General features: G+C 63.1%; 19 protein-coding genes. 9 read left to right on the top strand and 10 right to left on the bottom strand.

Features of this window, described 5'->3' with window-relative positions; genetic code table 11:
• Nucleotides 1-132 precede the first annotated feature (132 nt).
• The gene (locus ACKPCU_RS03535) at nt 133-1,452 is read left to right on the top strand and encodes a substrate-binding domain-containing protein (protein ID WP_321349955.1); all 1,320 of its coding nucleotides are present in this window, start codon (nt 133-135) and stop codon (nt 1,450-1,452) included.
• A 210-nt stretch (nt 1,453-1,662) separates the two neighbouring features.
• Here the strand turns inward: ACKPCU_RS03535 and trmB are convergent, their stop codons facing one another.
• The 4 genes from trmB to ACKPCU_RS03515 form a co-directional block, all read right to left on the bottom strand.
• A complete protein-coding gene (gene trmB / locus ACKPCU_RS03530; RefSeq protein ID WP_104736542.1) occupies nt 1,663-2,394 on the bottom strand; it encodes a tRNA (guanosine(46)-N7)-methyltransferase TrmB in 732 nt (243 codons plus the stop codon).
• Nucleotides 2,395-2,460: 66 nt separating this feature from the next.
• On the bottom strand, nt 2,461-3,252 hold the full coding sequence (locus tag ACKPCU_RS03525) for a thiazole synthase (RefSeq protein WP_321349953.1): 792 nt from the start codon (nt 3,250-3,252) through the stop codon (nt 2,461-2,463).
• Nucleotides 3,253-3,276: 24 nt separating this feature from the next.
• Nucleotides 3,277-3,477 (bottom strand): sulfur carrier protein ThiS, encoded by a 201-nt coding sequence (gene thiS / locus ACKPCU_RS03520; protein WP_088276023.1) that lies wholly within the window; start codon nt 3,475-3,477, stop codon nt 3,277-3,279.
• Nucleotides 3,478-3,589: 112 nt separating this feature from the next.
• Nucleotides 3,590-3,964 carry a DUF423 domain-containing protein gene (locus tag ACKPCU_RS03515; protein ID WP_088276021.1) on the bottom strand — a complete coding sequence of 125 codons (375 nt, stop codon included), beginning with the start codon at nt 3,962-3,964 and terminating at the stop codon, nt 3,590-3,592.
• Between the two features lie 50 nt (nt 3,965-4,014).
• Here ACKPCU_RS03515 and mtgA point away from each other — a divergent pair, with 50 nt between their 5' ends.
• A complete protein-coding gene (gene mtgA / locus ACKPCU_RS03510; protein ID WP_321349948.1) occupies nt 4,015-4,767 on the top strand; it encodes a monofunctional biosynthetic peptidoglycan transglycosylase in 753 nt (250 codons plus the stop codon).
• A gap of 101 nt (nt 4,768-4,868) precedes the next feature.
• Here the strand turns inward: mtgA and ACKPCU_RS03505 are convergent, their stop codons facing one another.
• The 5 genes from ACKPCU_RS03505 to ftsY form a co-directional block, all read right to left on the bottom strand.
• Complete coding sequence (locus tag ACKPCU_RS03505) at nt 4,869-5,474, bottom strand: hypothetical protein (protein ID WP_321349946.1); 606 nt, start codon at nt 5,472-5,474, stop codon at nt 4,869-4,871.
• An 81-nt stretch (nt 5,475-5,555) separates the two neighbouring features.
• Nucleotides 5,556-6,419 (bottom strand): RNA polymerase sigma factor RpoH, encoded by an 864-nt coding sequence (gene rpoH / locus ACKPCU_RS03500; protein ID WP_321349943.1) that lies wholly within the window; start codon nt 6,417-6,419, stop codon nt 5,556-5,558.
• A gap of 220 nt (nt 6,420-6,639) precedes the next feature.
• A complete protein-coding gene (gene ftsX / locus ACKPCU_RS03495) occupies nt 6,640-7,638 on the bottom strand; it encodes a permease-like cell division protein FtsX (RefSeq protein WP_321349941.1) in 999 nt (332 codons plus the stop codon).
• Nucleotides 7,638-8,303: a cell division ATP-binding protein FtsE gene (gene ftsE / locus ACKPCU_RS03490; protein WP_321349940.1), complete on the bottom strand. Its 666-nt coding sequence runs from the start codon at nt 8,301-8,303 to the stop codon at nt 7,638-7,640. The genes ftsX and ftsE overlap by 1 nt, the downstream gene beginning before the upstream one ends.
• Nucleotides 8,304-9,497, bottom strand: a complete 1,194-nt coding sequence (ftsY, locus tag ACKPCU_RS03485) for a signal recognition particle-docking protein FtsY (protein ID WP_321349938.1) — start codon at nt 9,495-9,497, stop codon at nt 8,304-8,306.
• A gap of 160 nt (nt 9,498-9,657) precedes the next feature.
• Between ftsY and ACKPCU_RS03480 the strand changes: the two genes are divergently transcribed.
• Genes ACKPCU_RS03480 through ACKPCU_RS03465 form a run of 4 tightly spaced genes read left to right on the top strand, consistent with a single transcriptional unit; the run spans nt 9,658 to nt 14,124 of the window.
• A complete protein-coding gene (locus tag ACKPCU_RS03480) occupies nt 9,658-11,007 on the top strand; it encodes a M16 family metallopeptidase (RefSeq protein ID WP_407651803.1) in 1,350 nt (449 codons plus the stop codon).
• Entirely contained in the window at nt 11,004-12,548 is a 1,545-nt protein-coding gene (locus ACKPCU_RS03475; protein WP_321349936.1) for a M16 family metallopeptidase, read from the top strand. The genes ACKPCU_RS03480 and ACKPCU_RS03475 overlap by 4 nt, the downstream gene beginning before the upstream one ends.
• Nucleotides 12,545-13,126 carry a 16S rRNA (guanine(966)-N(2))-methyltransferase RsmD gene (gene rsmD / locus ACKPCU_RS03470; protein WP_321349934.1) on the top strand — a complete coding sequence of 194 codons (582 nt, stop codon included), beginning with the start codon at nt 12,545-12,547 and terminating at the stop codon, nt 13,124-13,126. Before ACKPCU_RS03475 ends, rsmD begins: the two co-directional genes overlap by 4 nt.
• On the top strand, nt 13,108-14,124 hold the full coding sequence (locus ACKPCU_RS03465; RefSeq protein ID WP_321349932.1) for a hydrolase: 1,017 nt from the start codon (nt 13,108-13,110) through the stop codon (nt 14,122-14,124). The genes rsmD and ACKPCU_RS03465 overlap by 19 nt, the downstream gene beginning before the upstream one ends.
• Here the strand turns inward: ACKPCU_RS03465 and ACKPCU_RS03460 are convergent.
• Nucleotides 14,100-14,750 (bottom strand): TetR/AcrR family transcriptional regulator, encoded by a 651-nt coding sequence (locus ACKPCU_RS03460; RefSeq protein ID WP_104736554.1) that lies wholly within the window; start codon nt 14,748-14,750, stop codon nt 14,100-14,102. The two genes, ACKPCU_RS03465 and ACKPCU_RS03460, sit on opposite strands and share 25 nt — an antisense overlap.
• A 157-nt stretch (nt 14,751-14,907) precedes the next feature.
• Between ACKPCU_RS03460 and ACKPCU_RS03455 the strand changes: the two genes are divergently transcribed.
• Genes ACKPCU_RS03455 through ACKPCU_RS03445 form a run of 3 tightly spaced genes read left to right on the top strand, consistent with a single transcriptional unit; the run spans nt 14,908 to nt 18,559 of the window.
• The gene (locus ACKPCU_RS03455; protein WP_321349929.1) at nt 14,908-16,350 is read left to right on the top strand and encodes a coniferyl aldehyde dehydrogenase; all 1,443 of its coding nucleotides are present in this window, start codon (nt 14,908-14,910) and stop codon (nt 16,348-16,350) included.
• Nucleotides 16,351-16,408: 58 nt separating this feature from the next.
• Complete coding sequence (locus tag ACKPCU_RS03450) at nt 16,409-16,948, top strand: twin-arginine translocation pathway signal protein (RefSeq protein ID WP_321349927.1); 540 nt, start codon at nt 16,409-16,411, stop codon at nt 16,946-16,948.
• A gap of 21 nt (nt 16,949-16,969) precedes the next feature.
• On the top strand, nt 16,970-18,559 hold the full coding sequence (locus ACKPCU_RS03445) for a GMC family oxidoreductase (RefSeq protein WP_321349926.1): 1,590 nt from the start codon (nt 16,970-16,972) through the stop codon (nt 18,557-18,559).
• Nucleotides 18,560-18,584 lie beyond the last annotated feature (25 nt).

Below are 18,584 nucleotides of genomic sequence, written 5' to 3'. Positions count from 1 at the left end.
CAACCAACCCAGCCGTGCGCTGTGACGTATTCGACAGGTCGAGCCGGCAACTGGTTGATCGTAACCTGAGTGTCATCTGTCTGTCGCACTCTGGCAGCCCTGCACCCCGCTGTCAGATGAATGAGGTCCATCATGCACTCGGTTCGTCGCCGTCTTCACCACCTGTGGCTCTCGCTTGCCCTGCTGCCCGGTCTGGTCAGCGCCCACGCACTGGAGATTCACGGCTCCAATACCATCGGCGCGGCTCTGGCGCCGATGCTGATGACCGGCTTTCTGCAGCAGTTGACCGGCAATGCCGTCAGCGCCCAGCCGACCGGGGTAGCCAACGAGACGATTCTGTCCACCACCCATGACGGCAAGCCGCTGACGGTGCTGGTCGCAGCGCACGGCTCCAGCACCGGGTTTACCGCACTGGCAGCCAACCAGGCGGACATCTGGGCCGCTTCACGACGGGTCAAGGACAGCGAAAACGCCGCTATGTCGGCGCGCGCCGACATGACCAGCCCCGCCAGTGAACACGTGATTGCGATTGACGGACTGGCGATTCTGGTACACCCGTCCAACCCGGTTGAGCGGCTGGACATCGATACCCTAGCGCGCATTTTTGCTGGCGAAATTAGCAACTGGGCAGCCGTTGGTGGCCCGGATCGACCGATTCATATCTATGCCCGCGACGAACAGTCGGGCACCTGGGATACCTTCAAGGAGCTGGTACTGGCCGGCCGCTACAGCCTGACCTCAAGCGCACGCCGTTACGAGTCAAACGATGCCTTGTCGAGTGATGTGAGCAGCGATCCCTCCGGCATCGGCTTTGCCGGTTTTGCCTCGGCCGGTAACAGCAAGCTGCTGGCGATTGCCGACGGCACTGCACCGGCGCTCAAGCCAAGCAAACTGTCGGTCGCCACCGAAGACTATCCGCTGGCCCGTCGGCTATACCTGTATACCGCCGCAGACACCGGCAAGCCGCTGGCCCAGCAGTTCATCGAATATGCTCAGAGCCAGGCCGGGCAGGCGATTGTGGCCGAGTCCGGATTCTTCTCGCAGACGCCCTTTGCCGTCGATCTACCGCCGGATGCCAGTGTGCCCGATACCTTCAAGCGGCTGACCCAGCACTACCAGCGCCTGTCGGTGAACCTGCGCTTTGCCGAGGGACACACCCAGCTGGATAACAAGGCCCTGCGCGACCTGCAGCGCGTCCAGCAATACCTTGCCGACACCGGCAGAACCGGCCGAGACCTGATGCTGATCGGTTTTGCTGACCAGCAGAACCACGAACTGCGCGCGCAAATGATCTCTGAGTTGCGAGCCCTGTCTGCGGCCAAGGCACTGCGGGAAATGGATGTGCAGGTGCAAGGCTATGTGGGGTACGGGCACTACATGCCGGTGGGCTCGGCAGGCGGGGAAAGTGGTGCGCGACGCAATGGGCGGGTTGAGTTGTGGGTGCGGCGGTAAGACGGCTGGGGCGTCTGACATAGGTGCCACGGAACCGCTTGATGCGGAAGCGTCGCCAAACCTGCGTATACATCGCCTCCACCGGGAAGGTCGAGCGGGCCATCCCGGGCAACGCATAAGGCTGCCGTTATAGCACCAGGCCTGCCCACTCCTCGTCATCCCCGCGCAGGCGGGGACCCAGTCAGGCGAAAGTCGCGGGCAACCGTGGGCTCAGTCGACCCGCTCGAACTTGAGATCCCAGACGCCGTGGCCCAGACGCTCGCCGCGCCGCTCGAACTTGGTCACCGGGCGCTCTTCCGGGCGCGGTACGTAACCGGCATCACCGGCCTGGTTACGATAACCGGGGGCGGCACTCATCACTTCAAGCATGTGCTCGGCGTAGTGCTCCCAGTCGGTGGCCATGTGGAACACGCCCCCAACTTTCAGCTTGCGACGCACCTGCTCGGCAAAGGCCGGCTGCACAATGCGGCGCTTGTTGTGCTTCTTCTTGTGCCAGGGGTCCGGGAAGAACAGCAACAGACGATCCAGGCTGCCGTCCGGAATGCAGCGGTTGAGCACTTCGATCGCATCGCAATCAAATACCCGCACGTTGCTCAGGCCGCTGGTCAGCAGACCGTTGAGCAGCGCTCCGACGCCAGGGCGGTGCACCTCAATACCAATAAAATCCTGCTCGGGCGCGGCCGCTGCCATTTCCAGCAGCGAGTGGCCCATGCCAAAGCCGATCTCCAGCGTGCGCGGCGCACTGCGACCAAACAGGGCATCCAGATCGAGCATGCCCTGGTCCAGTGTCAGGCCGAAACGCGGCCAGCCCTGATCAATCCCCTTCTGCTGACCTTCGGTCATGCGGCCGGCACGCATGACAAAACTGCGAATGGCGCGACGCGGAGGGCTATCGGGGTTCGGGGTGTCTGCGCTTTCGGGCAGTTCAGGAGTATCAGACATGGGCAGCTCGGTAATGATTCGAATGAGACGGCGCCCCGCGGGGCGCCTGACAGAAGGATAGCCTGCTCAGCGCAGGGTGCCGTCCAGCGGCGATGAGGCCGAGGCGTACAGCTTGCGCGGCATGCGACCAGCCAGATAGGCAGCGCGACCGGCCACCACAGCGTGGTGCATGGCCTGAGCCATCAGCACCGGCTGATCGGCGTGGGCAATCGCACTGTTCATCAGCACACCGGCGCAGCCCAGCTCCATCGCGATGGTCGCGTCGGAGGCGGTACCAACCCCAGCATCCACCAGCACCGGCACGGTGGCTTCTTCCAGAATGATGCGCAGGTTCCAGGGGTTGCAGATGCCCATGCCGGAGCCGATCAGGCCGGCCAGCGGCATGACCGCAACGCAGCCCATGGCCGCCAGCTCGCGGGCGATGATCGGGTCATCGCTGGTGTAGACCATGACGTCGAAGCCGTCCTTGATCAGCACTTCGGCGGCTTTGAGGGTTTCAACCACGTTCGGGAACAGGGTCTTCTGGTCGGCCAACACTTCCAGCTTGACCAGCTTGTGTCCGTCCAGCAGTTCACGGGCCAGCCGGCAGGTGCGCACCGCCTCTTCAGCGGTATAGCAGCCAGCGGTGTTCGGCAGGATGGTGTAGCGATCCGGCGGTACAACATCCAGCAGGTTGGGCTCGTCCGGATTCTGGCCGATGTTGGTGCGGCGAATGGCAACGGTCACGATCTCGGCGCCCGAGGCTTCGATCGAGCGGCCGGTCTCGTCCAGGTCCTTGTACTTGCCAGTGCCGACCAGCAGACGTGAACGGTAGCGAACGCCAGCGATTTCCAGCGCATCCTGGGTCATATCAGTCATCAGGTTCTCCAGCGAAGGGTTGGGTTAGCCGCCACCGATGGCATGCACGATCTCCACCCGATCCCCTTCGGCCAGACGGGTTTCGGCGTGCTGACTACGCGGCACGATATCGAGGTTCAGCTCAACCGCCAGACGCTTGCCGGTCAGCCCCAGGCGGGCGATCAGCTCAGTCAGGGTAAGCGGCTGGTCGAGGTGATAGGGCTCACCGTTCAAATGAATCTGCATGGGCGGCTCGGCAACGACGGATGGAGATAATAGGGCAGCTCAGCGCGGTCAATGTTGACCGGCGACAAGGGCGCTATGATAACGCCCTTTGCCACCCGCTGACCACGGCGGATCAGAGCGTGCGCCAGACCGCTAGCCCCAGGCACAGCCAGGCCACCAGCCAGAGCACGCCGCCGAGCGGAGTAATCATGCCCAGCTTGCCGATGCCGCTGAGCGTCAGCAGATAGAGACTGCCGGAAAACAGCACGATACCCAGCGCAAAGAGCACACCAGTGGCTTTGAGCAAAGTGCTGTCCGGGCTGCGAAGCAGCAGCAGCGCCACCCCGATCAGCGCCATGGTGTGCCACAGCTGATAGCTCACGCCGGTCTGAAATACATTCAGCATGTTCTCGGACAGTTTGCCGCGCAGCCCGTGGGCAGCAAACGCGCCCAGTGCTACGCCGGTGAAACCACTCAGTGATGCCAGTAACAGCAGCCATTTGGCCATGCTTTGCCCCCTCGGTTTATACTCCGGACCAAATCACTGGCCGGACTCCCATGTTCAAACTCATATTGCGCAAGACCGCCAAGTGGCTCCTGATTGTCGCCCTGCTCAGCCTGCTGCCCGTGCTGGTGTTGCGCTGGGTGCCTGCGCCCGGCTCGATGCTGATGGTCGAGCGCTGGATCAGCCAGCGTGACGACGCCGACTACCGCCGCCAGTACCAATGGCGACCGTACGAGCAGATCCCCGACAGCATGAAAATGGCGGTGATCGCCGCAGAAGACCAGCGCTTTGCCGACCACTACGGCTTTGACCTCAAGGCCATTCGCGCCGCCGTCGAACATAACATGCAGGGCGGCAATCTGCGCGGCGCCAGCACCATCAGCCAGCAGGTAGCGAAGAACCTGTTCCTCTGGTCAGGCCGCAGCTATCTGCGCAAGGGGCTGGAGGTCTGGTTTACCGCCGGCATTGAACTGCTCTGGCCCAAACAGCGGATTCTGGAGATGTACCTGAATATCGCCGAGTGGGACAAGGGCGTCTACGGCGTAGAAGCCGCGTCACGCCACCACTTTGGAATCGGCGCCAGCTATCTGTCCAGCCAGCAGGCCGCGCAACTGGCTGCGGTGCTGCCCAGCCCGCTCAACTGGGACGCGGCCAGCCCACCGCCCCACGCCCTGCGCCGCGCCAACTGGATTCAGCGCCAGAGCAGACAGTTGGGCGGGCGCCACTATCTGGATCGGATGGAAGCAGGCAAGCCGTTGCCGCACTGGCTGACCGTGCGGTATTGGCGCAATCGACTGGATATTTGAGACGACTCGTTGAGACGGCTCGCCGAGCCTGCCTCACACCCTCCGCGAGCGATCTGGCAAGCAGAAGCGCAACGCCGCAGATGGGCGCTTAAGCACCCGCACTACTGCTCAAGGTCGTCGCGCAGACCAAACATGATCGAATGCGCCTGCTCTTCACCAACAGCAACCACCGCGCCCACCTTCGGATAAACCCAGGCTTCCCCTTCGCTGACCGGCAAACGCAGATCCGGGTTGCCGAAGGTGCCCTGCACCTGCGCCAGCGACATCGGCTCGTTGGGGATCAGGCTCAGGCGCACGATCTTGCGGTCTTTCAGGGCATCACCGACTGCCGAGTTGATCGGCTGATCCGGCAGCTCCGGTTGCCAGGCCTGGGCCTGGACCAGACTGTCGGTCTGCTCGGGTGTCAGGCCGATCACCGCCTGCACGCGCCAGCTCAAGTCATCGCTTTCCATCGTATAGCGGCTGACCAGCAACGGCTCACCTTCAGAGCTGATCATCCATAGGGTGCCATGCCCCAGCACCGCTCCCGCATCACCAAGGGTCAGCTGCTGCTCGTGCAGCGGAGTCAGCAGATTGGCCTGATAACGCTCCTGCCATTGCATCGGTTCGGGAGCCTCGGGCCGAGACTGCCAATAGCCAAATGCATAGAAGGCGAGAATCACCACGGTGAACAGTGTGGCCAATCGCACACCCTGACGGCGCGTCATGCGTTACTCCTTGGTTTTATGTTTATTCCAGACAAACAAAAAGGGCATCCTGCGGATGCCCCTTGTTCAATGCAGCAAGCGTCAGACTTCAACCTCGGTTTCAAGATTCTTCTTCAGCTTGTTCATGGCGTTCTTTTCCAGCTGACGGATACGTTCGGCCGACACCTGATACTTCGCTGCCAGCTCGTGCAGCGTGGCCTTCTCTTCGGCCAACCAGCGCTGGTAAAGAATATCGCGGCTGCGCTCGTCCAGCGCCTCCAGACCGGTCAGCAAACTGGTGCTGGCACTGTCAGACCAGTCAGCCGACTCCAGCTGGGTAGCCGGATCGTAGCGCTTATCTTCCAGATAATGCACCGGGGCGTAGGCCGCATCGTCGTCACCGTCCTGCGCGCCATCGAAGCCCAGATCCTGGCCGTACAGACGGCTCTCCATCTCACGGACTTCGCGCTCGGCAACGCCCAGATCAGCCGCTACTGCCTCCACTTCATCCTGTGACAGCCAAGACAGCTTCTTCTTGGCGCTGCGCAGGTTGAAGAACAGCTTGCGCTGGGCCTTGGTGGTCGCCACCTTGACGATACGCCAGTTGCGCAGGATGAACTCGTGGATCTCGGCGCGAATCCAGTGCACGGCAAAGGAGACCAGGCGCACGCCCATCTCCGGATTGAAACGCTTGACCGCCTTCATCAACCCAACGTTACCTTCCTGCACCAGATCAGACTGAGCCAGACCGTAACCGGAGTAGCTGCGAGCGATGTGCACGACAAAACGCAGGTGAGACATGACCAGCTGACGTGCAGCTTCCAGGTCTTCGTGATAGTACAGGCGATCGGTCAACACCCGCTCCTCGTCTACACTGAGAATCGGAATGGCGCTGACGCTTTGAATGTAGGCTTCGAGATTGGCTCCCGGAGCCAAGGTATGAACAGGCTGCAATGCAGTGCTCATGTTCGAACTCCCCAAATAAGAACGGCTGAGTGTATCACCGCAAAATAAGACTGTGAACGTAACCTAAAGTTCAGCGTGGCGGCAAGCGTAACCAGGATACTTCCGGCGGGCGGCCTGTAAACGGGTTATCCCGGCGTTTACTGCCACACCGCGCTCGACGGACAAACTCGCCATTAAACGCCTCGCGGTTTTCGCTTGAGGCTTGCGGCTTGTCGCTGCCTTATTGCGGCTCAATAGCCCTTACATGCTGCCCAACCGCCAGCCAGGCGCCGGCCAGCCCCAGCACCATAGAGCCGAACACCAGCGCCAGGCCGTCACTCCAGGGCATGCCGAACAGGGCGAAATCGCTCTGATAAAGCGATGCCACGCGTTCGACGGTAACATTCAGCCAGGCTAGGCCAAACGCCAGCAGTATCCAGGCCAGCACTCCGGCGAGCAGGCCATAGAGCACGCCAATATAGAGGAACGGGCGACGCACGAAGGCATCGGTGCCGCCCACCAGCTTGATCACCAGAATCTCTTCACGGCGGCTTTCGATAGCCAGCCGGATGGTGTTGGCCATAACCAGCAGCAAGGCGATGATCAGCAAGACGCCAAGGCCACCGGCAAAACGCTCAAACATCGCCAAAATCGCCGCCAGTCGCTCAACCCAGAGCAGATCAATCTGCACCTGTTCAACGCCGTCAATGGCGGCAAGGCGATCACGCAGTGGCTCCAGCGCCGCGGCGCCACCGTCGATACTCAACGGAGTGACCACAATCACGCTGGGCAACGGGTTGTAGTCAAGCTGCAGCAGCGCATCGCCCATGCCCGCGTGCTGCTGGAATTCGGCCAGTGCCAGATCCTTGTCGAGCAGTTGCGCCTGCGCCACACCCACCAACTGACCGATCTGTTCGGTCAGGCTCTGCTGTTTCTCGGCGCTGACGTCATCCGCCAGATACACGGAGATCTGCGCTGCTTCCTGCCAGTTCACCCCCAGTTGCTTAACCTGACCAATCAGCACCGAAAGGCCCATCGGCAGCGCCAGGGCAATGGTCATCACCAGCACCGTCATAGCGCTGCTGAACGGATAGTGACGCACCCGCACCAGCGCCTGACGGGCGCTGTCACGGTGGCTACCGAACCAGCTGCGCAGCGGGTGACGCCAGTCGCGCTGGGAGCGCGCCGCCCCACTGGGTGTCTTGCGGCGGCCGGGCTGGGGTTGCTTGGCGCTGCTCATCAGGACTCTCCATCGGCCAGCAGATGGCCTTGATCCAGCGTCAGGGTGCGGTGATGCAGGCGGGCAATCAGCGGCAGGTCATGGCTGGCGATGATCACGGTCACGCCGACCCGATTGAAGTCTTCAAACAGCGCCATGATTTCCGCCGACAGTTCCGGGTCAAGGTTACCGGTCGGTTCGTCCGCCAGCAGCAGCGCCGGCTTGTGCACCACCGCGCGGGCGATACCGACCCGCTGCTGCTCACCGCCAGACAGCGCGATCGGGTAGCTGTTTTCCTTGCTCAGCAGGCCGACCTTGTCGAGCGCCGCGCGCACCCGGCGCCCTACTTCGTCGGCCGGGGTACCGTTGATGATTAACGGCAGAGCGACGTTGTCGAATACGGTGCGGTCGAACAGCAACTGGTGGTTCTGAAACACCACGCCGATCTGGCGGCGCAGGTAGGGAATGTCGTCACTGCCGAGGTCGCGCAGGTTCTGACCACCGACGTGCACGGCGCCGCTGCTGGGGCGCTCCATGCACATGATCAGCTTGAGCAGGGTGCTCTTGCCGGCGCCAGAGTGGCCGGTAATAAACACCATCTCGCCGGTCCGGATGTGGAAGCTGAGTTTGTCCAGCCCCTGATGTCCGTTAGGGTAGCGTTTGCTGACATGCTCGAAGCGAATCATTTATGGCTTCTGTCCAAACAACGCGGCAACGAAGTCGGGTGCGGTGAAGGGGCGCAAGTCGTCGATCTGCTCGCCCACACCGATGAAACGAATCGGCAAACCAAACTGCTTGGCCAGGGCAAAGATCACCCCGCCCTTGGCGGTGCCGTCCAGCTTGGTCAGGGTCAGACCGGTCAGGCCAACCGCCTGATCGAACAGCTTGGTCTGGGAAATGGCGTTCTGGCCGGTGCCGGCGTCGAGCACCAGCATCACTTCATGGGGCGCATCGGCATCCAGCTTGGCCATGACGCGCTTGACCTTGGCCAGCTCGTCCATCAGGTGGTCCTTGTTGTGCAGACGGCCGGCGGTGTCGGCGATCAGCACGTCGGCGCCACGGGCCTTGGCGGCCTGCAGGCCGTCAAAGATCACCGAGGCGGAGTCAGCACCGGTGTGCTGGGCAATCACGCCGATCTGGTTGCGCTCGCCCCAAACCTGCAGTTGCTCAACCGCGGCAGCGCGGAAGGTATCGCCGGCGGCCAGCATCACCTGCTTGCCTTCGCTCTGCAGCCGCTTGGCCAGCTTGCCGATGGTGGTGGTCTTGCCGACGCCATTTACGCCGACCACCAGAATCACATAAGGCTTCTTGCTGCTGTCGATTTCCAGCGGCTTGGCCACATGCGCCAGCAGCGCTTCCAGCTCACCCTGCAGGGCACGATAGAGCGCCTTGCGGCTGGACACCTGACGGCGGGTCACGCGCTGCTGCAGGGTTTCCATGATCATGGTGGTGGCTTCAATGCCGACGTCGGCCATCAGCAGCCGGGTTTCCATGTCTTCCAGCAGTTCGTCGTCGATTTCCTTTTCGCCGAGGAACAGGTTGGCCATACCCTCGCCGAGGTTGACGCTGGTCTTGGACAGGCCCTGGCGCATGCGCGCGAAGAAGCCCTTGGCCTCCGGCTCGGCGACCGGTTCCGGGGTTTCCTCGACCGGCGCTTTCTGGCCCAGTTCGGAAAACAGCGAGGCAGCCGCCTCACGGGCCGCTGCTTCACGGCCCTCGACGGTATTCAGGTCACCACTGAGCGGGGCTGGAGCATCGGCCTGCGGCTCACTCGGTGCCGGCTCTTCCCGGCGCCGTGCCCAACCGAACAAGCCTTTCTTTTCCGGCTTGGTAGTATTCTGGGCTTCGGGGTTTTGCGGTTTGTCTTTGGAACCAAACATGAAGAGTCACTATCTGAGTTCGACGGCGAATGCTTCGCCGTATTGAAGGTTGGGTTATCCTACCCCACTTCCGCCAACGGCGGTATGACTCAGCAGCAGGCAGTACGCCAGTCTGCATGCAGGGTCACACGATTACCGCGCTGTATAACAGGACACCTGCATGTTGCGCTTGCGTACTCTCCTGCTGTTGCTTCCACTGCTCGCGCCGACGGCCATGGCCGAAAGTCGGCAACCTACCCACAGTTACACCCTCGACAATGGGCTGAACGTCATTATCCGCGAGGATCACCGCGCGCCGGTGGTGGTCTCGCAGGTCTGGTACAAGGTCGGCGGAGTCGACGAGCCACCGGGGCAGACCGGCCTTTCGCATGCACTGGAACACATGATGTTCAAGGGCAGCGAACACCTTGAACCCGGCCAGGCCTCGCGTCTGCTGAGCAGTCTTGGCGCCAGCGAAAACGCCATGACCAACCGCGACTACACCGCCTATTACCAGATGCTCAGCCGCGATCAGCTACCGGTAGCGCTGGAGATGGAAGCCGAGCGCATGCACCTGCTGACCCTGCCCAAGGACGAATTCCTGAAGGAGATCGAGGTCATCAAGGAAGAGCGCCGCATGCGGGTAGACGACAACCCGAACGGGCTTGCCTACGAACGCTTTCTGGCCCAGGCCTACACCGCCAGCCCCTCCGCCCAGCCAGTGATCGGCTGGATGCACGACCTCAACCGCATGCAGATCGAAGACCTGCGCGCCTGGTACAAGGCCCACTACGTGCCGGGCAACGCCACCCTGGTGATTGTTGGCGACGTCTACCCGGAAACAGTCAAGCCACTGGTCGAGCGCTACTTCGGCGCCGTCCCGGCCGGCACCCTGCCGGTGGTACGCCAGCCGCTGGAGCTGGCGGCACCCGGGGAGCGCAGCCTGACCCAGCATCTGGACCTGCAGCTGCCGAGCCTGCTGCTCGGCTTCAACGTACCGTCACTCAATACCGTCAGCGAGCCGTGGGAAGCCCACGCCCTGCGCCTGCTCGATGCCGTGCTGGACGGCGGCTACAGCGCCCGCCTGCCAAGCCACCTGGAGCGCGGCGACGCCATCGCCACCTCGGCCGGCACCAGTTACGACGCCTTTACCCGCGGCGACAGCCTGTTCGTCTTTAGCGGCATCCCCAATGAGGCACGCAATACCGACCTGCCGAAACTGGAAGCCGCCATCTGGAAAGAGATTGACGCGATCAAACAGACGCCGCCAAGCGCAGAAGAGCTGGCCCGCGTGCAGGCACAGGTGGTGGCCGGGCTGGTCTATGCCCAGGACAACATCATGCAGCAGGCCAACCGCATCGGCGAACTGGTGACCGTCGGCCTGCCCTGGAAGCTGGTCGACAACGATATCGATGCGCTGCAAGCGGTTACCCCGGAACAGATCAGTGAGGTTGCCCGTCGCTATCTGGTACGCGAGCGCATGACCCGCAGCTACAACCTGCCCAATGCCCGCGAGGAGCAGCAGCCATGAGCCAGAGCAAACCCTTTTCCGTCCTGCGCTGGCTGATCGCACTGGCTGCCCTCGGCACGATGCTGTTCCTGCTGATGGAACGCACCCCTGACAACCCGCCAGCCGTTGACACGCCTGCCGTTGCCCAAGCGCCGACTGCAACAGCGGCTGACACCGCCAGTGAGGTCTTCGGCTCACCTTTACCGGCACTCAGCTCACTGGAGGAACTGGATCTGGATACCCCGCCGGCGCGCCGCGGGCTGGATCTGCAGCACTGGCAGACCCGACAAGGCACACCGGTGTACTTCATGCACGCCGGCGAGCTGCCGATGCTCGACATTCAACTGCTCTACGCCGCTGGCGCCAGCCGCGACGGTGAGCTGCCCGGGCTGGCCATGTTGACCAACGCCATGCTCAACGAAGGCACCGGCAGCTTGGATGCCGGAGACATCGCCTCGGGCTTCGAGCGTCTCGGCGCCCAATTCAGCAACAGCTCGCACCGTGATATGGGCCTGATCAGCCTGCGCACCCTGACCGCTGCCGACAAGCTGGAGCCGGCACTGTCGCTGTTTGCACAGATTCTGGCCAAGCCGAGCTTCCCGGCCAACTCATTGGAGCGCATCCGCGAGCAACTGCTCGCTGGCCTGCGCTACGCCCGTCAGCGCCCCGGCGCGCAGGCCAGCGAGGCGCTGTGGAGCACACTCTACCCCGACCACCCCTACGGCATCCCGCCGGATGGTACCGAAGACAGCCTCAAGGCCATCAGCCGTGACGATCTGCAGCGCTTCCAGCAGACCTACTACAGCGCCGGCAACGCAGTGATCGCATTGGTCGGCGACATCGACCGTGCCCGCGCCGAGCAGTTGGCCCAGCATCTGGCCGATGCCATGCCGCAAGGACCTGCTGCCGAGCCAACGCCGCCAGCGGAAAAAATCTCCGCTAGCAGCCAGCATATCGACTTTGCCAGCAGCCAGACCCACGTACTGGTCGCCCAGCAGGGCATGAGCAAGGATGACCCGGATTACGCCGCGCTCTACCTCGGCAACCAGATCCTCGGTGGCAGTGGCTTTGGCTCACGCCTGGTTGAGGAGGTGCGCGAGAAGCGCGGCCTGTCCTACAGTGTCAGCAGCCACTTCAGCGCGATGCAGGCGCCCGGCCCGTTCGTGATCTCACTGCAGACCCGCAGCGATCAGGCCGAGCAGGCACTGATGGTGGTCAACCAGACCCTCGACCGCTTCATCAGCGAGGGCCCGACCGAGGCCGAACTGAGCCGTGCCAAGCAGCAGTTGCTCGGCGAGTTTCCACTCAGCACCGCAAGCAATTCGGCCATCGTTGCGCAACTGGCAGCGATTGGCTTCTATCATCTGCCGCTTAATTACATGCAGCTGTTCCTCGACCGCGTGCAGGCATTGACGGTGGATGACATCCGCGACGCCTTTGCCCGCCACCTGCCCGCCAGCGAGCGCGTGGTGATCACCGTAGGGCCACCGCAACAACCCGCAGAATCAGACGACGATGCCGACCAGCCGAGCGCGGCGGCAGAGCAGGAGCCCAGTGCATGAAGTCCAACCAGGCCAAGGCCAGAGTCAGCCAGCTGCGTATCATCGCTGGCGAGTGGCGCAGCCGCCGCTTCACCTTTACCGAACAGCCAGGCCTGCGTCCGACCCCGGACCGAGTGCGCGAAACCCTGTTCAACTGGCTGAGCAGCGACGTGCCCGGCGCGCATTGCCTGGACCCCTTCACCGGCAGCGGCGCGCTGACCCTGGAAGCGCTGTCGCGCGGGGCCGCCAGTGCACTGGCCGGCGACCTCAGTCGTGACGTCGTGCATACCCTGCGCGGCCATCTGCAAACGCTGAACTGCGACCGTGCCGAGGTAGTCCAGCAGGACGGTCTGTCACTGCTGGCCAGCACGCCGCCACGGCGCTTTGATCTGGTGTTTCTCGACCCGCCGTTCCGCCAGGGACTGCTGGAACCGGCCTGCGCGGCACTGGAAGCCAACCAGTGGCTGGCCGACGAAGCGCAGATCTACATCGAAAGCGAACAACCGCCAAGTCAGCTGGCACTGCCCGGCAACTGGCAGCTGCACCGCGAGAAGCGCGCCGGTCAGGTCTGGTACAGCCTGTGGCATCGACAGGATTGAGCAGCTTCCGGCCCTCGCGCTGGCTGCCCGGCGGCCATCTGCAGACCCTGTTCAGCCCGCTGCTGCGGCGCCCACCGCAGCTCGAGCGTGAGCGCGAACGGCTGACGCTGGCCGACGGCGACTTTCTCGATCTCGACTGGTTTGGCCCGGACCATTATGAGCAACCCTGCGTGATTCTGCTGCACGGGCTGACCGGCAGCTCCAGCTCGCTGTACATCCTCGGCCAGCAACAACAGCTGGCCAAACTCGGCTGGCGTAGCGTCGCGGTCAACTGGCGCGGCTGCTCGGGTGAGCCCAACCACAGCGCCCGCGCCTACCACTCAGGCGCCAGCGACGACCTGGCCGAGGTGGTCAATCATGTGTTGTTGCGCTACCCCGGCCGCACGCTCGCTGCCGCCGGCTTCTCCCTCGGTGGCAACGTGCTGCTGAAGTATTTGGGCGAGTGCGCGGACGCCTGCCCGATGCAGGCTGCGGTCGCGGTGTCGGTGCCGTTTCGGCTGGATGAATGCGCCGACCGCATCAGCGTCGGCTTTTCCCGCGTCTACCAGAGCCGCTTCATGCGCGACATGCTGGCCTACGTCAGCAACAAGAAGCGGCTGTTCAGCCATCAGGGCTGGCACAGCGAACACGCCCGATTGGATGCGCTGGGCTCACTGGACGGGATGGATACCTTCTGGGACTTCGACGGCCGGGTCACCGCACCGCTGCATGGCTTTGCCAGCGCCGACGACTACTACCGGCGTTGCAGCAGTCGCTACTTCCTCGGTGCCATTCAGGTGCCTTGCCTGCTGATTCAAGCCGCCAACGACCCCTTCGTCTATCCGCGCAGCTTGCCGCAGCTGAGCGAGCTGGGGTCGCGCACCGAATTTGAACTGCATCAGGGCGGTGGTCACGTCGGCTTTATCGAAGGCTCGCCGTGGCGACCGCGCTACTACCTCGAGCGGCGCATTCCCGACTGGCTGCAGCAACAGCTTCAGGCGTCCGGCAACTCGGTGTAGTAGTCGCGCAGCATCGCCTCAACCCGCGGGCGGGCCGCATCGCTCAACAGACCCAGTTCCTGGGCCAGCACCTGATAGACCGCCCGACGCTGCATCTGCGGAGTCAGCTGAACTTGCGGGTCGGTCAACACCGTGGTGCAGAGGAAATTGGTCCAGCTGTTCATCAGCAGCCAGCTGTTCAGCGCCAGCACCTCGGCGTTGGCGTAGCGGGCGTCGAGAATGCCGGCGTCGATGGTGCCCTGAAAGATCCCCTCAACCGCCTGCAGTGCCCGCCGCGAGAACAGGCGGTAACGCTCGGCCACCTGCGCGTCGCTGGCCAGCAGATGCTCAAGGTCGCGCTGCAGGAAGCGGTAGCGCCACAGCGACTCACTCAGACTCTCGACGTAGCGCGCCTTGTCATCCAGATCGAGCCCGCGGTCTGCCGGCAGCGCCAGACTGTCTTCCAGCTCGCGCTCGTAGTGATCAAACAGCTCGGCAATGATCTGCTGCTTGTTGCGGAAGTGGTAATAGAGGTTGCCCGGCGACATCCCCAGATGAGCGGCGATGTGATTGGTAGTAACAGCGCGCTCGCCCTGCTCGTTAAACAGCTGCAGGCTGGCTTCAAGAATACGGTCGCGGGTTTTCATGGCAATAGATCGGCTTCGTTTGCTGAATATTTGACACTTTAGAGCAATTACTCTAAAAATTACATCCCAGACCACTTGCTGGCGGGAGTCACCACTCCACCGGCAGTCAGAAAACAACAACAGTGGTGAAAACCACCGGTCAGTCCACGGAGGCCCCATGGTAGCCGATATTGCTTATCTGCAAGAGCAACAGCAGTCCATCAGCCGCATGCAGAAGCTGTTCGAGGCGCAACGCACCGCTTTTCGCAAGGCGCCCATACCCTCGGCTGACGACCGCATTGAGCACCTGAAAGCGCTCAAGCAGGCCATCCTGAAACATCAGGAGGCGCTCATCACCGCCATCAACGAGGACTTCGGCCGCCGCTCTGCAGACGAAACCCGCCTGGCGGAAATCATGCCCTCACTGGAAGGCATTCACTACGCCAGCAAGCGCGTACGCCGCTGGATGAAACCATCAAAGCGCAAGGTTGGCCTGGCCTTCCAGCCAGCCAAGGCCCAAGTGGTCTATCAGCCGCTCGGCGTCATCGGCATCATCGTGCCCTGGAACTACCCACTGTTTCTCGCCATTGGCCCGCTGGTCACAGCGCTGTCTGCCGGTAACCGGGCGATGATCAAGATGAGTGAATCCACACCGCGCACGGCCGAGGTGCTGGAGCAAATGCTGAGCGAGATCTTCCCCGAAGAGCAGGTCGCCGTCGTCACGGGCGAAGCCGATGTTGGGGTCGCCTTCTCGAAACTGCCATTCGATCATCTGCTGTTCACTGGTGCCACCAGCATCGGGCGCCACGTGATGCGTGCAGCCGCCGACAACCTGACCCCGATCACCCTGGAGCTGGGTGGCAAATCACCGGCGATCATCTCAGCGGATGTACCGCTCGCCGACGCCGCCGAACGCATTGCCTTCGGCAAGGCGATGAATGCCGGCCAGACCTGCGTCGCCCCCGACTACATTCTTTGTCCACGCGATCGGGTCGAGGCCTTGGCCGAGGCACTGCATCATCAGTTCACCGCGATGTATCCGAGCCTGCTCAACAATGCCGACTACACCCAGGTGGTCAATCCGCGTCAGTACCAGCGCCTGCAGAGCTACCTCAGCGACGCGCAGGAAAAAGGCGCCCGCGTTCTGCCGGTCAACCCGGCCAACGAGGATCTGACCGGCACTCGCATCATTGCGCCCACGGTACTGCTCGATGTCAGTGACGAGATGAAGGTGATGCAGGAGGAGATCTTCGGGCCGCTGCTGCCGATTCTGCCCTACGACCAGCTGGACGCCGCGCTCGACTACATCGCCGACCGCCCGCGCCCGCTCGCCCTGTACTATTTCGGTTATGACAAAGCCGAGCAGCAGCGCCTGATGGAGCAGACCCACGCTGGCGGCATGTGCGTCAACGATGCCGTGTTCCACGTTGCCCAGGATGATCTGCCGTTTGGCGGTGTCGGAGATTCCGGCATGGGCCACTACCACGGCCACGAAGGTTTTCTCACCATGAGCAAAGCCAAGGGCGTGTACATCAAGCAGCGTTACAACGGCGCCAAGCCGATCTACCCGCCCTACGGCGGCAAGCTGCTGAAGCTGGTGTACAAGCTGTTCCTGCGCTAAACGTGCGCCGATGCCACCCGGCAGGCCCACCCTGCCGGCAACAGGAAGAAGACTGATCATGTCAGACAACAATTCACCCGACCTCGACCGGCGCAGCCTGCTCAAGCTCGGCCTCGGTGCCAGTGTGATGCTCAGCACCGCTGGCCTGACCGCTACCCTAAGCGGCTGCAGCTCTGCCGAACCGGCCAGCAACCTCGCCGTACTGCGCGAATCCGACTTGCCCCTGCTCGCGGCGTTGTTTCCAGCCGCAGTCGGCCCGCACCCGGCCTTTAGCGAAAACAGCAACGCCATCGAACTGGCCATCGCCCAGCTTGACCATTCCCTGCATTACAGCTCGCCCTTCGTTCAGAGCGAGGTCTTGAACCTGTTGGGCATGCTCTCGATGCCACTGACCCGCGGCCCGCTGACCGGCATTTGGGGCGACCTGGCCAAGGCCAGTCCGGCCCAGCTTGAGGCCTTCCTGCTGCGCTGGCGCGACAGCCGCTTCGATATGCTGCGCAAAGGCCACAAGAGCCTGCTGCAACTGCTGCACATGGCTTGGTACGCCACGCCTCAGTCCTGGGCCGCCGTTGGCTACCCCGGTCCGCCCATCATCTGATTTCGATTGCAGGGAATTACCATGCCCGTACCCGATCTATTTTTGCAGGGAATTGAGCGCGGCTGGCAGGTCATAGACGCCAGCGCCCTCGACCAGGAAACGACCCTTGAAGCCGACGTCGTGATCATCGGCACCGGCGCCGGTGGCGGCACCAGCGCGGAAATTCTGGCCAACGCCGGCCTGCGTGTGCTGCTGGTGGAAGAAGGCTCGCTGAAAACCTCCAGCGACTTCAAAAATGACGAAGGCAAGGCCTACGCCGAGCTGTATCAGGAAGGTGCCGCCCGGGCGACCGCCGATGCCGGTATTGGCATCCTGCAGGGCCGCACCGTCGGTGGCACCACCACCGTCAACTGGACCAGCAGCTTCCGCACCCCGGACCAGACCCTGGCCCACTGGGCCGAGGCGCACGACGTCAAGGGGCTGGACAGCGCCAGCATGGCGCCCTGGTTTGCCCGCATGGAAGAACGCCTCGGCGTTGCACCCTGGGCAGTCCCGCCGAATGCAAACAACGACGTGATCCGCCTGGGTTGCGAAAAGCTCGGCTACCACTGGAAGGTGATTCCGCGCAACGTCCGTGGCTGCTGGAACCTCGGCTACTGCGGCACCGGTTGTCCGACCAACGCCAAGCAGTCGATGCTGGTCACCACCCTGCCCGCTGCCCTGGAGCAAGGTGCAGTGCTGGTGCACAGCGCTCGCGCCGAGCGCCTGGTATTTGATGGCGACCGCATCAGCGAGGTGGAATGCCGGGCAATGGACGCCACCCTGAGCAAGCCCGCAGGTCAGCGTCTGCGCCTGCGCGGCCGCCACATCGTGCTGTCCGGTGGCGGCATCAACAATCCAGCGCTGCTGCTGCGCTCGAAGGCGCCGGATCCGCACGACCGGGTCGGCAAACGCACCTTCCTGCATCCGGTCAACCTGACCCTGGCCCAGTACGACCGCGACATCCACGGCTACTATGGTGCGCCACAGTCAATTTACTCAGACCACTTTCAGTGGGATCAAGGCACCACCGGCCCGGTCGGCTACAAGCTGGAAGTACCGCCGATGCAGCCGAGCCTGACCTCCACCCTGATGGGCGGCTTTGGCATGCAGCATTTGCACCGCATGGCGTCGCTGCCACAGAGCAACATCCTGCTGGCGCTGCTGCGCGACGGTTTCCACGAACAGAGCCAGGGCGGCACCGTGGCACTGCGCGACAACGGCGACCCGGTGCTCGACTATCCGATCACCGACTATCTCTGGGACGGCCTGCGCCGCGCCTTCCTCAGCATGGGTGAAATCCAGTTCGCCGCTGGTGCCAAAGCGGTGATGCCGAGCCACGCCCACGGCCGCCTGAGTACCAGCTGGGCCGACTACCAGGAACAGGTCGCCAGCCTGAGCTACCGTCTGCACGACGTCCGGCTGGCGAGCGCCCACGTCATGGGCGGCTGTGCCATGGGCGAGGACCCAACACGGGCGGTGGTGGACAGCGCCGGGCGCCATCACCAACTGGAAAACCTGTCGATCATCGACGGTTCGCTGTTCCCGACCAGTATCGGCGCCAACCCGCAGCTGTCGATCTACGGCCTTGCCGCGCGGCTGGCCAGTCAGCTGGCCAGCGACCTCAGCTGACTACGGCGGCGACACCTTAGCGGTG

The organism is Halopseudomonas oceani, assembly GCF_963677335.1.
Taxonomy (GTDB): Bacteria; Pseudomonadota; Gammaproteobacteria; order Pseudomonadales; family Pseudomonadaceae; genus Halopseudomonas; species Halopseudomonas oceani.
This window is presented reverse-complemented; position numbering and strand designations above follow the sequence as displayed.

Excerpts from the sequence above, each read along its gene's own strand:
- ACKPCU_RS03535 (WP_321349955.1), top strand. The coding sequence starts at position 133 with ATGCACTCGGTTCGTCGCCGTCTTCACCACCTGTGGCTCTCGCTTGCC.
- trmB (WP_104736542.1), bottom strand. The coding sequence starts at position 2,394 with ATGTCTGATACTCCTGAACTGCCCGAAAGCGCAGACACCCCGAACCCC.
- ACKPCU_RS03525 (WP_321349953.1), bottom strand. The coding sequence starts at position 3,252 with ATGACTGATATGACCCAGGATGCGCTGGAAATCGCTGGCGTTCGCTAC.
- thiS (WP_088276023.1), bottom strand. The coding sequence starts at position 3,477 with ATGCAGATTCATTTGAACGGTGAGCCCTATCACCTCGACCAGCCGCTT.
- ACKPCU_RS03515 (WP_088276021.1), bottom strand. The coding sequence starts at position 3,964 with ATGGCCAAATGGCTGCTGTTACTGGCATCACTGAGTGGTTTCACCGGC.
- mtgA (WP_321349948.1), top strand. The coding sequence starts at position 4,015 with ATGTTCAAACTCATATTGCGCAAGACCGCCAAGTGGCTCCTGATTGTC.
- ACKPCU_RS03505 (WP_321349946.1), bottom strand. The coding sequence starts at position 5,474 with ATGACGCGCCGTCAGGGTGTGCGATTGGCCACACTGTTCACCGTGGTG.
- rpoH (WP_321349943.1), bottom strand. The coding sequence starts at position 6,419 with ATGAGCACTGCATTGCAGCCTGTTCATACCTTGGCTCCGGGAGCCAAT.
- ftsX (WP_321349941.1), bottom strand. The coding sequence starts at position 7,638 with ATGAGCAGCGCCAAGCAACCCCAGCCCGGCCGCCGCAAGACACCCAGT.
- ftsE (WP_321349940.1), bottom strand. The coding sequence starts at position 8,303 with ATGATTCGCTTCGAGCATGTCAGCAAACGCTACCCTAACGGACATCAG.
- ftsY (WP_321349938.1), bottom strand. The coding sequence starts at position 9,497 with ATGTTTGGTTCCAAAGACAAACCGCAAAACCCCGAAGCCCAGAATACT.
- ACKPCU_RS03480 (WP_407651803.1), top strand. The coding sequence starts at position 9,658 with ATGTTGCGCTTGCGTACTCTCCTGCTGTTGCTTCCACTGCTCGCGCCG.
- ACKPCU_RS03475 (WP_321349936.1), top strand. The coding sequence starts at position 11,004 with ATGAGCCAGAGCAAACCCTTTTCCGTCCTGCGCTGGCTGATCGCACTG.
- rsmD (WP_321349934.1), top strand. The coding sequence starts at position 12,545 with ATGAAGTCCAACCAGGCCAAGGCCAGAGTCAGCCAGCTGCGTATCATC.
- ACKPCU_RS03460 (WP_104736554.1), bottom strand. The coding sequence starts at position 14,750 with ATGAAAACCCGCGACCGTATTCTTGAAGCCAGCCTGCAGCTGTTTAAC.
- ACKPCU_RS03455 (WP_321349929.1), top strand. The coding sequence starts at position 14,908 with ATGGTAGCCGATATTGCTTATCTGCAAGAGCAACAGCAGTCCATCAGC.
- ACKPCU_RS03450 (WP_321349927.1), top strand. The coding sequence starts at position 16,409 with ATGTCAGACAACAATTCACCCGACCTCGACCGGCGCAGCCTGCTCAAG.
- ACKPCU_RS03445 (WP_321349926.1), top strand. The coding sequence starts at position 16,970 with ATGCCCGTACCCGATCTATTTTTGCAGGGAATTGAGCGCGGCTGGCAG.